The 13,674-nt window shown below is 39.8% G+C and carries 11 protein-coding genes and 1 pseudogene; 9 read left to right on the top strand and 3 right to left on the bottom strand.

Going from position 1 to position 13,674, the window contains the following annotated elements; genetic code table 11:
- From ME5_RS10720 to dapF, 3 genes and pseudogenes are all read right to left on the bottom strand, one after another.
- A pseudogene (locus tag ME5_RS10720) lies at positions 1–213 on the bottom strand (hypothetical protein); the annotation flags it as partial.
- Positions 214–227: 14 nt separating this feature from the next.
- Positions 228–1,511, bottom strand: a complete 1,284-nt coding sequence (gene mtaB / locus ME5_RS01525; RefSeq protein ID WP_008037799.1) for a tRNA (N(6)-L-threonylcarbamoyladenosine(37)-C(2))-methylthiotransferase MtaB — start codon at positions 1,509–1,511, stop codon at positions 228–230.
- A complete protein-coding gene (gene dapF, locus ME5_RS01520; protein WP_008037793.1) occupies positions 1,512–2,360 on the bottom strand; it encodes a diaminopimelate epimerase in 849 nt (282 codons plus the stop codon).
- Positions 2,361–2,949: 589 nt separating this feature from the next.
- Here dapF and ME5_RS01515 point away from each other — a divergent pair.
- The 9 genes from ME5_RS01515 (at position 2,950) to ME5_RS01475 (ending at position 13,674) form a co-directional block, all read left to right on the top strand.
- On the top strand, positions 2,950–3,477 hold the full coding sequence (locus ME5_RS01515; protein WP_008037791.1) for a protease inhibitor Inh/omp19 family protein: 528 nt from the start codon (positions 2,950–2,952) through the stop codon (positions 3,475–3,477).
- Positions 3,478–3,545: 68 nt separating this feature from the next.
- Entirely contained in the window at positions 3,546–4,700 is a 1,155-nt protein-coding gene (zapE, locus tag ME5_RS01510) for a cell division protein ZapE (RefSeq protein ID WP_008037789.1), read from the top strand.
- A gap of 349 nt (positions 4,701–5,049) precedes the next feature.
- Complete coding sequence (gene mdh, locus ME5_RS01505; RefSeq protein ID WP_008037786.1) at positions 5,050–6,012, top strand: malate dehydrogenase; 963 nt, start codon at positions 5,050–5,052, stop codon at positions 6,010–6,012.
- 95 nt (positions 6,013–6,107) lie between these two features.
- A complete protein-coding gene (sucC, locus tag ME5_RS01500) occupies positions 6,108–7,304 on the top strand; it encodes an ADP-forming succinate--CoA ligase subunit beta (RefSeq protein ID WP_008037784.1) in 1,197 nt (398 codons plus the stop codon).
- A 4-nt stretch (positions 7,305–7,308) separates the two neighbouring features.
- Entirely contained in the window at positions 7,309–8,211 is a 903-nt protein-coding gene (gene sucD / locus ME5_RS01495; protein WP_008037783.1) for a succinate--CoA ligase subunit alpha, read from the top strand.
- A gap of 136 nt (positions 8,212–8,347) precedes the next feature.
- Positions 8,348–11,344: a 2-oxoglutarate dehydrogenase E1 component gene (locus ME5_RS01490; protein WP_008037781.1), complete on the top strand. Its 2,997-nt coding sequence runs from the start codon at positions 8,348–8,350 to the stop codon at positions 11,342–11,344.
- A gap of 32 nt (positions 11,345–11,376) precedes the next feature.
- Positions 11,377–12,609 (top strand): 2-oxoglutarate dehydrogenase complex dihydrolipoyllysine-residue succinyltransferase, encoded by a 1,233-nt coding sequence (gene odhB / locus ME5_RS01485; protein WP_008037780.1) that lies wholly within the window; start codon positions 11,377–11,379, stop codon positions 12,607–12,609.
- A gap of 15 nt (positions 12,610–12,624) precedes the next feature.
- Positions 12,625–13,020 (top strand): MAPEG family protein, encoded by a 396-nt coding sequence (locus ME5_RS01480; RefSeq protein WP_008037778.1) that lies wholly within the window; start codon positions 12,625–12,627, stop codon positions 13,018–13,020.
- Between the two features lie 3 nt (positions 13,021–13,023).
- The gene (locus ME5_RS01475; RefSeq protein WP_008037770.1) at positions 13,024–13,674 is read left to right on the top strand and encodes a LysE family translocator; all 651 of its coding nucleotides are present in this window, start codon (positions 13,024–13,026) and stop codon (positions 13,672–13,674) included.

Genomic DNA, 13,674 nt, shown 5'->3' with positions numbered 1-13,674 from the left:
TGGCTCTGGCTCTGGCTCTGGCTCTGGCTCTGGCTCTGGCTCTGGCTCTGGCTCTGGCTGATTGCTAAGCTGATTTTTTTTTGCCTGTTCAGCTTGATAGGCCTCAAATGGTGTGAGTTGAGGTGCGTTGGTTTTTGAGATCTCGGCTTCAGTGTCTTCATTCGTTGATTTTGAACCAAATGAAAATACCTTTTTCAATAAGCCTTTTGCCATTGTATTATTCCTGATTAAGCAGCATTTTGTTGAATAAGATCGGCAAAGAGTTTGGTACCATCATTTCCAGTAATGCGTGCTTTTGCCAAAGTGCCTGCAAGGCTACCTTCAATTTTTGTTAGTGTATAATCTTCTGTTCGTCCAATTCCATCACGCTCAATGAGAATCATCTGTTCGCTCATTTGTAAATGCTGAAGATGATTTTGATAAGCTTTCTCACCTTTTTGACGCAAAATTTCTGCGCGTTTTTTGATAATTTTGCCATCTATCATTGGCATACGTGCAGCAGGTGTTCCTTCTCTTGGGCTAAAAGGGAAAACATGCAAATGGGTTAAACCACATTCGTCAATTAATTTTAGGCTATTTTCAAACATAGTGTCGGTTTCTGTAGGAAAACCAGCAATAAGATCAGCACCAAAAACAATTTCGGGCCGTTTGGCACGTAATTGCGTACAAAATGCAATGGATTGATCACGTAAGTGCCGTCTTTTCATGCGTTTTAAAATCATATTATCGCCTGATTGAAGGGAAAGATGTAAATGAGGCATGATCCTTTTTTCATAGGCTAAAAGTTCTATTAAGGCCTCATCAACCTCAATAGAGTCAATAGATGACAAGCGCAAACGCGGCAAATCAGGCACGTGATGCAAAATAGCATTTACAAGGGTTCCAAGCGTCGTTTTTCCCGGTAAATCTGGGCCATAACTTGTAAGATCCACACCTGTCAAAACAATTTCTTGATAGCCATTAGAGCTTAGTCGTTTCACTTGTTCTACAACCGCGCCCATGGGAACAGAGCGGGATGGACCACGCCCATAAGGAATTATACAAAATGTGCAACGATGGTCACAGCCATTTTGAACCTGTACAAATGCACGTGCACGTCCTTCAATTGAATCAACCATATGTGGTGCATTTTCGCGCACTTCCATAATGTTGTTTACACGCAGTTTTTCATAATTGTTCACCCCAAATTCTGGCAATTGTCGGTAGGAATGGCGATGAAGTTTTTCTTCATTACCAAGTACAAGATCAACTTCACCCATATTGGCAAAGTCTTGTCCTAATGTTTGAGCAGCACAACCTGTGACAATAATGCGTGCATTGGGATTTTTTCGTCGCGCCTTACGAATAGCCTGTTTGGCTTGACGGACTGCTTCTGCAGTTACTGCACACGTATTAAAAATAATAGCACCATTTTCTAACGCATCTAGGCCAGCCGCCTTGCTTTCTTTACGCATGACTTCTGATTCATAGGCATTAAGCCGACATCCAAAAGTAATAATTTCTGTCGCCATTTATGAAAGTGCCTTTTTCGTGCTACCTGTTATAGGGTCGAGTGTTCCTTGAAATTCAAATTCAGTCGCGCCTGTCATAATAATATGATTGTCTTCACGCCAATAAATCTCAAGATGACCACCGGGAAGCTGTACTCTCATTTTTTTTGAACCCAATCCACGTCGATTGGCAGCGACAACAGCTGCACATGCGGCTGTTCCACATGCGCATGTTAATCCTGCCCCACGTTCCCATGTGCGCATTTTTAAATCTTTTGATGAGAGCATTTGAACAATAGAAATGTTACATCGCTCAGGAAAAAAAACATTATTTTCAAGTTTTTCTCCATAGTTATCAAGGGCGATTTCATCAATATCATTTTCGATGAAATAAATGGCATGTGGATTTCCCATTGAAACGAGACAGGCATCTTTCAGTGGACCCAATTCTATTTGAACATGATTTGTATCTTCTACAGAGCTTGCCGTTGGTATATCGCTCCAATGAAGATATGGTGGACCCATATCAACCGAAACAAAACCATTTTCAAGACGTTGAGCACAAATAACGCCTGCAGCGGTATCCAAAACAAATTGATCGCCTAATCTTTCTGTATAAAGCCACTCAACAACACAACGTGTGCCATTGCCACATGCTTGTGCCTTAGATCCATCAGTATTCAAGATATCAATGTGATAATCTGTATTTGGTTTTTTGGGTGGGTAAACAGCCATAATTTGGTCAAATGCTGTTTCTTTATTTTGGGACAATTTTTTTGCTGCCTCAGCTGTGAACGCGCACGTTTGCTTGCGCATATCGGCAACAATAATTTTATTGCCCAAGCCATTCATTTTATAAAATGTAATCATTTTGTCGCTATAATTGTCCATAATATGTTATATATGACTTAAATTACAACAAAATACCAGTCATTGCATTGGTTAAATGACGAATGATAGTCTTTGTTTAATGATTGAGTTGTTAGCGTATTTTTGACATGGTGCTTTTTTCAAAGTATGAGGGCGGCCTTTCTCAATTATATGCCTCAAAAGGTATGAAATGATGGATCGAAAAAAGTTTAGATTATAATCTCCATCAGTTATAAATATGTTTAAATGCCATTTCTATGAGAGTTATTCTTATAACAATACTGAAATTAAGCCTCTTGAAAAAATTTTTTATATTGTGGTAAACGCTCAAATTTATAAAACTTTTTATCTAAATTATTGAATACAATCAAATGTTTATAGTTTTAAAGTGGGATCAATTTGTTTAAAAAATTATACGGTATATTATAAATTAGCATGAGCATTTAAAGTCTTTTTTGTATTTTCTTTGTTTTTACTTTTTTTCTGCTACCATTTTGTTATTTATGGTTTAGATTAATAATTAATGTGCATAAACCCTATGGAAATTTTATGGTTGAAAGCATGATTAGGCGATGAAGAGAGTAATATTATGGTTATATCGAAACAATCACTTCTAGCAATAACTGCGATGTCAGTTGTGTTAGCAGGATGTTCATCATCCAGATTCGGCGGTAATACAAATGTTCCCCAACCAGCAGCTATCGCTGGTCCGGTGACGAGTGGTACGGTTAGTCAATCTCAGCTTCCACCCCCACCATCGTCTTTCCCAGATGTGCCAGAGGGTACAATGGGGGATACAACCCAAATGGCAAGTCTTGAGCCACCGATGAATGCAAGTGATTTAACACCAGCAAGTGTTGCAGGTGTTTGGAAAGCTTCAGTTGGAGGGATGAATTGTCAAATTGCTACACCACAAACAAAATACGGACAAGGTTATCGTGCGGGACCTCTTCATTGTCCTGCGGCTTTAACTGGAGTTAGCTCTTGGGCTGTGAATGGTAAACAGCTAAGTTTTTACGATGGCTCAGGCAGTTCAGTCGCAACGCTTTATTCAACGTCACAAGGACGCTTTGAAGGGCAAACAAATAGCGGACAAGCTGTGATATTAAGTCGTTAAATAAAATTTAAAAACAGCTTTATAAACTTTGTTTATACCTTGTTTTTAAGTTTAAAAGGAATGGATTGATGGGATCTGTGCGTGAGCGTTATGAGGCTTTGGTTAGTGAGGGTGATATACGTCCAGATCCAGCCCAACTTGCCCTTACAGATCGTTTTGACCGTCTTTTAAGTGACATTGCTGAAAAAAGCCTTTCCCACAAAAGTTCGCCACTTGGTTGGCTTTTTGGAAAACGTAAAGAAAATAGTCTGCCATTACAGGGTCTTTATATCTACGGTGATGTGGGGCGAGGCAAAACCATGCTGATGGATTTGTTTTTTTGTTCTTTACCACAAGGAAATAAAAGACGAGCCCATTTTAATGATTTTATGGCAGACGTCCATGAACGCATTAATCATCATAGACAGGCATTGAAGCGGGGTGAAACAAAACAAAATGACCCAATACCTCCTGTTGCTGAAGCATTAGCAAATGAAGCAAAAATTTTGTGTTTTGATGAATTCACTGTCACAGATATTGCTGATGCCATGGTTTTGTCGCGTCTTTTTAATGCTTTATTTTCTCAAGGCGTTGTTTTGGTAGCAACATCAAATGTTGCGCCTGATAATTTATATCGAAATGGTCTTAATCGTGGTCTTTTTCTTCCTTTTATTGACGATTTGAAAAATCATGTCGACGTTGTAAATCTTGATGCAAAAACAGATTATCGTTTGGAAAAGGCAGATCGCCGCCCTGTTTATTTAACACCACTTGGTCGTGAAACTCGTGTGAAAATGGATGCGGCATGGAATATTATCGTGGGTGAAAAAGATGCACAACCAGATGATGTGATTGTGCAAGGCCACGAAGTTCATATCCCTTTGGCAACAAAGGATAGTGCGCGTTTTGATTATCTTGATCTTTGCTCAAAACCCCTTGCGGCAAGTGATTATTTAGCACTTGTGGCACGTTACCGTACTTTTTTTATAGATAATGTTCCAATTATGGATGATGAACATCGTAATCAAACAAAACGTTTTATTTTATTGATTGATACGCTTTATGATCGGCACATACGTCTATTTATGTCAGCTGCACAAACACCTGAAAAACTCTATCAAGGGACAAGTCAAACAACAGAAACTTTTGAGTTTGAACGAACAGCATCACGTCTTTTTGAAATGCAAAGTGATGAATATTTGACAATTTGGGCGGAAAAAAATCCAGCTGATACCGAAATTTAAAAAATAAGCCGCTTTTTAAGTGATTTGCCGTAGTTTTTATACCTATATATTACGTTAACGTAAACTGCTATAAAAATAAGTCTTTGTTTTTAAACAATTTAGAAGAATTTGTTGTGTTTTTTTATGATTCGTCTTATCCCTAAACTGATGATATTTTTGATGACAAAATGTCGGTATAAATGAGAGTGTTTAAATCGGATGAAATGTTCAAAATATCCTCATAAAAGTTTCAGAATTTTTTGATGATCTCATGATTAAAATATCATCAGAAAAACAATTTCGAGTTTATCGTCGGATATTAGAAGCAATAGTTTTTAAATATTAGACACAATTTAGGAAAGAAACCAAAATGGCACGCAATAAAATCGCTCTTATCGGCTCTGGTATGATTGGTGGAACGTTGGCGCATATGATCGGTTTAAAAGAGCTTGGTGATGTTGTTCTGTTTGATATTGCTGAAGGCACACCACAAGGAAAAGGGCTTGATATTGCTGAATCTTCTCCTGTAGATCGTTTTGACGCAAAATTTAGTGGTGCAAACGATTATGCAGCGATTGAAGGTGCAGATGTTATCATTGTTACGGCGGGTGTGCCTCGTAAACCCGGCATGAGTCGTGATGATTTGCTCGGTATCAATCTTAAAGTCATGCAACAAGTTGGTGCAGGCATAAAACAATATGCACCTGATGCTTTTGTTATTTGCATTACCAATCCGCTTGATGCCATGGTCTGGGCATTGCAAAAGTTTTCAGGACTTGCACCCAATAAAATTGTCGGTATGGCTGGCGTGCTCGATTCTGCACGTTTTCGTTATTTCCTTGCAGAGGAGTTTCATGTCTCTGTTGAAGATGTTACGGCTTTTGTATTAGGGGGTCATGGAGATTCCATGGTGCCATCTGTTCGTTATTCAACGGTTGCTGGAATTCCTTTGCCTGATCTTGTTAAAATGGGTTGGACGAGTCAAGAAAAACTTGATCAGATTATTCAACGCACCCGGGATGGTGGTGCTGAGATTGTTGGCTTATTAAAAACAGGATCTGCTTTTTATGCACCTGCCTCTTCAGCTATTTCTATGGCAGAAGCCTATCTTAAAGATAAAAAACGAGTATTGCCTGTTGCTGCGCATCTTTCTGGTCAATATGGCGTTGAAGATATGTATGTCGGTGTGCCTGTTGTTTTGGGTGCAGGAGGTGTTGAGCGTGTTATTGAGATTAATCTTGATGAGCAAGAAAAATTAGCCTTTGGAAAATCTGTTGATGCGGTAAAAGGGCTGTGTGATGCATGTGTGGGGATTGAGCCAAGTTTAAAATAAGCACCATAAGGCATTTATCATCTGTTTTTTAATCATATTTAAAAAAAGGCGTCATTATCTGAATAAATGACTCGAAAAATGAAAAGGAAAATTGAATGAATATCCATGAATATCAGGCTAAGCGTCTGCTTCATGATTACGGCGCACCGATTGCAAATGGGGTTGCTGTTTATTCAGTAGAACAAGCAGAAGAATGGGCAAAAAAATTACCTGGACCGCTTTATGTGGTTAAAAGTCAGATTCATGCTGGTGGGCGTGGTAAGGGTAAGTTTAAAGAACTTGATAACGATGCAAAAGGTGGCGTACGCCTTGCAAAATCGGTGGAGGAAGTTGTTGCCAATGTCAAAGAAATGCTTGGTAAAACTTTGGTAACCAAGCAAACAGGACCAGCGGGAAAACAGGTAAACCGTCTTTATATTGAAGATGGTGCAGATATTGAACGTGAACTCTATTTGTCTCTTCTTGTTGATCGCAGTGTCGGGCAAATTGCATTTGTTGTTTCAACTGAAGGCGGCATGGATATTGAAACCGTTGCTGAAGAAACGCCTGAGAAAATTTTAACGTTACCCATTAATCCTGAAAAAGGTGTCATGCCAGAAGACGGTGAAAAGCTTTGTGAAGCTTTAAAACTGAGCGATACTGCGCGTGAAGATGGGCTAAAGCTTTTTCCAATCCTTTATAAAGCTTTTACGGAAAAAGATATGAGCTTGCTTGAAATCAATCCATTAATTGTCATGACCAATGGGCATTTACGTGTTTTGGATGCTAAGGTTTCTTTTGATAATAACGCGCTATTTCGTCACCCTGATATTGTTGAGCTTCGTGATACTTCGGAAGAAGATCCTAAGGAAATTGAAGCCTCAAAACATGATCTCGCCTATGTTGCGCTTGATGGCAATATTGGTTGCATGGTTAATGGTGCCGGTCTTGCTATGGCTACTATGGATATTATTAAGCTTTATGGTGCAGAACCAGCAAACTTTTTGGACGTTGGTGGTGGTGCGACAAAAGAAAAGGTCACGGCGGCATTTAAAATCATTACTGCTGATCCCCATGTAAAAGGTGTTTTGGTCAATATCTTCGGTGGTATTATGCGTTGTGATGTTATTGCAGAAGGTGTGATTGCTGCCGTTAAAGACGTTGGTTTAAAAGTTCCGTTAGTAGTGCGTCTTGAGGGGACAAATGTTGAGCAAGGCAAGACCATTATCAACGAAAGTGGTTTGAATGTAATTTCTGCTGATGATCTTGATGATGCTGCGCAGAAAATTGTAGCCGCCGTGAAGGGAGCTTGAAGATATGTCGATTTTGGTCAACAAAAATACGAAAGTTCTCGTACAAGGACTGACTGGTAAAACAGGAACATTTCATACAGAACAAGCACTTGCTTATCACGGTACGCAAATGGTTGGTGGCGTGAATCCTAAAAAAGGTGGCGAAACCTGGCAAGGTTCAAATGGCGAACAATTGCCGATTTTTTCAAGCGTTGCTGAGGGGAAAGAAAAAACAGGTGCGGATGCATCTGTGATTTATGTTCCCCCTGTAGGCGCTGCAGCGGCTATTATTGAAGCGATTGAAGCAGAAATTGGTCTTATTGTCTGTATTACAGAAGGTATTCCCATTGTTGATATGGTCAATGTTAAAGCCCGCCTTGATCAATCAAAATCACGTTTGATTGGACCAAATTGTCCTGGAGTCTTAACGCCTGATGAATGCAAAATTGGCATTATGCCAGGGTCAATATTCAAAAAAGGCTCTGTTGGTGTGGTGTCTCGTTCGGGAACCTTAACCTATGAGGCGGTTTTTCAAACCTCTCATGAAGGACTTGGTCAGACAACAGCGGTCGGTATTGGTGGTGATCCTGTTAAAGGAACTGAATTTATTGACGTTTTAGAAATGTTTTTGGCTGATGATGCAACACAGTCAATTGTGATGATTGGTGAAATTGGTGGTTCTGCTGAAGAAGATGCAGCGCAATTTTTAAAAGATGAAGCCAAAAAAGGTCGTAAAAAACCTACTGTTGGTTTTATTGCTGGACGTACAGCGCCTCCAGGACGCACAATGGGTCATGCTGGAGCTGTGATTTCTGGTGGTAAAGGGGGAGCAGAAGATAAGATTGCTGCCATGGAGTCGGCAGGTATTCGTGTTTCTCCTTCACCAGCACAACTTGGTAAAACCTTGGTAGAGGTTTTAAAGGGATAATTTTTAAAAGCTTAAGTGTTCGCCATTATTGGCGAACACAACAATCGTAACCGAAGCATAAGGCTTCATTTAACAATATCCGTTGGAAATTAACCACGGATTTTAAGGAGACGGAACAGTCGTTCCGGCAATAGAAATGGCAAGGCAAGACCAGTCCAACGATCTTTATGAGCAAACATCGTTTTTATACGGTGGCAATGCAGATTACATAGATCAGCTTTATGCCGAATATGAAAAAAATCCTGCAAATGTAGATCCTCAGTGGCGTGAATTTTTTGATAGTCTTCAAGATGATAAAGAAGATGTTTTGAAAAATGCTGAAGGAGCTTCATGGAAACGTAAGAATTGGCCGCTGAAAGAAAGTGGTGAATTGGTTTCGGCATTAGATGGAAATTGGCCGGTCATTGAAAAATATATTGGCGAAAAGCTTAAAAACAAAGCGGAACAGGCTGCTTTAAGTGGTAAAGAAAACGTCAATGAAAGTGATATTATTCACGCCGCGCGTGATTCTGTTCGTGCGATTATGATGATTCGTGCATATCGTATGCGTGGACATTTGCACGCAAAACTTGATCCTTTACAACTTGCTGAAAAGCCAGAAGATTATAACGAGCTTTCGCCTGAAACCTATGGTTTTTCGCCTGAAGATTATGGTCGTGAAATCTTTATTGATAATATGCTGGGTCTTGAATATGCGACGATCCCGCAAATGTTAGAAATTCTTAACCGCACTTATTGTTCAACCATTGGTGTGGAATTTATGCATATTTCTGATCCTTCACAAAAAGCGTGGATTCAAGAACGTATTGAAGGGCCTGAGCAGCAGGTTGCCTTTACACCTGAAGGCAAAAAAGCCATTTTAAAAAAATTAATAGAAGCAGAAGGTTTTGAACAATTCCTTGATACAAAATATAAAGGAACAAAACGTTTTGGTCTTGATGGTGGTGAAGCGCTTATCCCTGCTTTGGAACAAATTATCAAACGTGGTGGTGCGCTTGGCGTTGAAGAAATAATATTTGGTATGGCCCATCGTGGTCGTCTTAATGTTTTATCTCAAGTTCTTTCTAAACCTCATCGTGCTATTTTTCATGAGTTTAAAGGTGGATCTTATAAACCTGATGATGTTGAAGGTTCAGGCGATGTAAAATATCACCTTGGAACGTCATCTGATCGCGAATTTGATGGCAATAAAGTGCATTTGTCACTTTTGCCCAATCCTTCACATTTGGAAATTGTAGATCCAGTGGTTATTGGTAAGGCGCGTGCTAAACAAGATCAGCTTGTAGGCCCCACCCGTACTGATCTGATACCTTTAAGTGAACGGGCAAAAGTTATGCCATTGCTTATTCATGGTGATGCAGCTTTTGCAGGTCAAGGAGTTATTCAAGAAACTCTTGGTCTTTCAGGTTTAAAAGGCTATCGTGTTGCCGGTTCCATTCATTTTATTATTAATAACCAAATTGGCTTTACAACCAATCCACGTTTTTCGCGCTCCTCACCTTATCCATCTGATGTCGCAAAGATGATTGATGCACCGATTTTTCATGTCAATGGTGATGATCCAGAAGCGGTTGTATTTGTTGCAAAAGTTGCGACAGAATTTCGTCAAATTTTCCATAAGCCTGTGGTCATTGATATGTTCTGTTATCGTCGATTTGGTCATAATGAAGGTGATGAACCTTCGTTTACACAGCCGCTAATGTATAAAGCCATACGTGGTCATAAAACAACATTACAGCTTTATGGCGATAAACTTGTTCAAGAAGGGCTTGTCAATGAACAAGAAATTATTGAACAAAAGCATAGCTGGCGTGATAAGCTTGAAGTCGAATTTGAAGCAGGTTCAACTTATAAACCCAATAAGGCTGATTGGCTTGATGGAACTTGGACGGGATTGAAAGTTGCGGATAATGGCGATGAACAACGTCGTGGTGCAACAGGCGTTGCGGCAAAAACCTTAAAAGAAATAGGCCATAAACTTGTTGAACTTCCAGCTGATTTTCATGTTCATAAAACCATTCAGCGTTTTCTTGATAATCGTGCCAAAATGTTTGAAACAGGTCAGGGTATTGATTGGGCCACCGCTGAGGCTTTAGCCTTTGGTTCATTATGTATAGAAGGTTCCCCTATTCGCTTATCAGGTGAAGATGTGGAACGAGGTACATTTAGCCAACGTCATTCTGTGCTTTATGATCAAGAAAATGAAAATCGCTATATTCCTTTAAATAATTTGCAAAAAGGCCAAGCGATTTATGAAGTGATCAATTCCATGCTTTCGGAGGAGGCAGTATTAGGATATGAATATGGTTATTCGCTTGCTGAACCGCGCGGTCTGACTTTATGGGAAGCTCAATTTGGTGATTTTGCTAATGGTGCGCAAGTTGTTTTTGACCAATTTATTTCTTCAGGTGAGCGTAAATGGTTAAGAATGTCGGGTCTCGTATGTTTATTGCCCCATGGTTTTGAAGGACAAGGACCAGAACATTCCTCTGCTCGATTAGAACGGTTTTTACAACTTTGTGCAGAAGATAATATGCAAGTGGCAAATTGTACCACACCTGCAAATTATTTTCATATTCTACGCCGTCAGATTAAACGAGATTTTCGCAAACCACTTGTTCTTATGACACCAAAATCACTCTTGCGTCATAAGCGTGCTGTATCATCTTTAAGTGAGATGGAAGCGGATACGACCTTTCACCGCTTGCTATTGGATGATGCGGAATATTTAAATGATCAACCGATTAAACTGCAAAAAGATAATCAAATTCGTCGGATTGTTTTGTGTTCAGGTAAGGTTTATTATGATCTTTATGAAGAACGTGAAAAACGTGGTATCGATGATGTTTATCTTTTGCGTGTTGAGCAACTTTACCCCTTTCCTGCAAAAGCGCTTGTTAATGTTTTATCGCGCTTTTTAGATGCTGAAATTGTATGGTGTCAGGAAGAACCTAAAAATATGGGGGCTTGGTCGTTTATTGAGCCTTATCTGGAGTGGGTTCTTGCTCATATCGGTGCAAAATATGCCCGTGCGCGCTATGCTGGTCGCCCAGCCAGTGCCTCCCCAGCAACCGGACTTATGTCAAAACATCTTGAACAGCTTGCGGCTTTCCTTGAAGACGCATTGGCTTAATTTTTAAACCTTCTGATTTATGGAAAAATATTATGGCTACAGAAATTCGCGTTCCAACTTTGGGTGAATCCGTTACCGAAGCAACAATTGGAAAATGGTTTAAACAACCAGGTGATGCCGTTGAAATGGATGAACCGTTGGTTGAATTGGAAACCGATAAGGTGACAGTTGAGGTGCCCTCACCTGTTGCTGGAAAATTATCTGAAATTGTTGCTAAAGAAAGCGATACGGTTGAAGTTGGCGCTCTTTTAGCGTCTGTTGAAGAAGGTGCGGCAGGAACTTCGCCAGCGCAACCAAAGGCAGAAACACTAGCATCTCAGCCTTCATCTACATCTTCAAGTGATAAGCAAAAGACAGCATCAGAATATGCAACTGTCTCTCAGCCGGCTGCACCATCTGCTTCAAAAATAATGGCAGAAAACAATTTGTCTTCTGATCAAATTGATGGATCAGGCAAACGTGGACAAATTTTAAAAGGAGATGTCCTTGATGCTCTTTCAAAAGGGACATCATCTTCTGCTCCACAAACGAGTGCACCACGAGCGGCTTCTGCGCCGCACGATGCCGCTCGTGAAGAGCGTGTTCGTATGACAAAATTGCGTCAAACAATTGCGCGTCGTTTGAAAGATGCACAAAATACCGCTGCTATGCTGACAACATTTAATGAAGTGGATATGTCAGCTGTCATGGATTTGCGCAAACGTTATAAAGATATTTTTGAAAAGAAACATGGCGTGAAACTTGGCTTTATGGGGTTTTTTACCAAAGCTGTTTGTCATGCTTTAAAAGAAATACCAGCTGTCAATGCTGAAATTGACGGTACTGATTTGATCTATAAAAATTATGTCAATGCAGGGATTGCTGTTGGCACTGAAAAGGGGCTTGTTGTTCCTGTTGTTCGTGATGCCGATCAAATGTCTATTGCTGATATTGAAAAAGAAATCGGAAGACTTGGTCGTTTGGCACGTGATGGCAAACTTTCTGTTGCTGATATGCAAGGTGGGACATTTACCATTACCAATGGTGGTGTTTATGGCTCTCTTATGTCAACACCTATTTTGAATGCACCGCAATCGGGTATTTTGGGGATGCATGCCATTAAAGAGCGCGCTATGGTCGTTGGTGGGCAAATCGTTGTGCGCCCAATGATGTATCTTGCTCTTTCTTATGATCATCGTATTGTTGATGGTCAGGAAGCAGTAACTTTCCTTGTTCGTGTAAAAGAAAGCCTTGAAGATCCAGAACGGTTGGTTCTTGATCTTTAAAAAGTGGATGATGTTATGATCAATGCACCAGCAACATTATTGGCCTTAAGTGTCATTATGTTGATGGTGCATATTTTTTTACAAGCTTTCTTTGTGACCAAAGACAAAGGGCGTGCTTGGAATGCTGGTCCAAGGGATCATAGCGGTATCGCTTTATCACCAATTGCAGGAAGAGCAGTGCGTGCCAGTGCAAATTTTCGTGAAACCTATCTTGCATTTTTAGCGCTTATGCTGATGAGTGCCTTTTATCCATCAGATATAATTTTAACCGTTTTTGGTGGTATTATATGGTTGGTGGCTCGAATGCTTTATTTGCCGTTTTATCTTTTAGGGATCCCTTATATACGTTCAATTATATGGCTGTTTTCAATTGTTGGGCTTGCAATTATGTTTGCGGCTTTATGGAGATAAAAAATGCATGATATTCTCCATGAATGGGCAACACTTATGGCAGTTTTTATGATTGCAGCCATTACACCTGGTGCTGATCTTGCTATTGTTATTCGACAATCGTTAGTTTTTGGTAGACGTCATGCCATGATGACATCCTTTGGTATTGGAAGTGCGTTATTAGTTCATGTTACTTATACGGTTTTAGGACTTGGTATCATTATTACCCAATCACTACTATTGTTTAATATTGTTAAATGGCTAGGTGTTGCATATCTGTTTTATATTGGTTTGAAGGCATTAACGTCGAATGGAACAATGCTTTTAGTTGAAAATAATGATAAGAAAAAATTGGTGAAAGCAAAACAGGCTCAAAGCTTAAAATCTGCCTATATGATTGGCTTTGTTGTCAATGTTTTAAACCCAAAAGCTGTCTTTTTCTTTCTTTCTATATTTTCAACATTGGTCAATGTCTCTACACCAACGACGATGAAATTAGGATATGGTTTATCCATGTCGGTTTTATTGATCATCTGGTTTGTTATGGTAAGCCTTTTTATGACGGCCCCTATGATGCGTGCGGCATTTAATCGTGCATCAAAGTGGATTGATCGCTTATGTGGTTTTGTATTTATTGGATTTGGTATTCGGCTGATATTTCAAAAAGCAACGTAA

This window comes from Bartonella tamiae Th239, from assembly GCF_000278275.1.
GTDB lineage: Bacteria > Pseudomonadota > Alphaproteobacteria > Rhizobiales > Rhizobiaceae > Bartonella > Bartonella tamiae.
This window is presented reverse-complemented; position numbering and strand designations above follow the sequence as displayed.